Raw genomic sequence first — 599 nt, forward strand, 5'->3', positions numbered from 1 at the left:
GCCGGTACCTCGCTGGCGTGGGGTCTGTGGGCCGACTTCAGCGGGATGACCGGTGAGTTGGACGAGGCCGATGTGTCCCGGATGAGCCGGGGCGGCGTGGTCGCGCTGTCCGCCACCGAGGGCCTGGAGCTGTTCGACGCCGCGTACCGCACGGATGAGGCGCTGCTCGTGCCCGTCCGGCTGGACCTGGCCGTGCTGCGCGCCGAGGCGGCGTCGGCCGGTGTGGTCGCGCCGCTGCTGCGGGGGCTGGTGCGGGTTCCGGCGCGGCGTGCGGCGGAGGGTGCGGCGGCGTCGGGTGCGCTGGCGCGGCGGCTTGCCGGTCTCAGCGAGGCCGAGCAGCTCGACGCCCTGCTGGAGCTGGTCCGTACGCAGGTCGCCGCCGTACTCGGCCATGACTCGCTGGACACCGTCGAACCGCATCGTTCCTTCCGTGAGCTGGGCTTTGACTCGCTGACGGCGGTGGAGCTGCGGAACGCGCTGGGCGGCGTGAGTGAGCTGCGGCTGCCCGCGACGCTGGTCTTCGACTATCCGACGCCGATGGTGTTGGCGGAGTTCCTGCGGGCTGAGGTGCTGGGTGCGGCTGCCGCTGTGTCCGGGCC

Annotated in this window: 1 protein-coding gene; it reads left to right on the forward strand. The window is 73.3% G+C overall.

The window, feature by feature from the left end; all coding sequences use genetic code 11:
- Positions 1–599, forward strand: a 599-nt coding sequence (locus KN815_RS48020) for an acyl carrier protein (RefSeq protein ID WP_216348056.1), incomplete at both ends; no start/stop codon positions are given.

Origin of the sequence: Streptomyces niphimycinicus, from assembly GCF_018883605.1 — a bacterium.
Taxonomy (GTDB): Bacteria; Actinomycetota; Actinomycetes; order Streptomycetales; family Streptomycetaceae; genus Streptomyces; species Streptomyces niphimycinicus.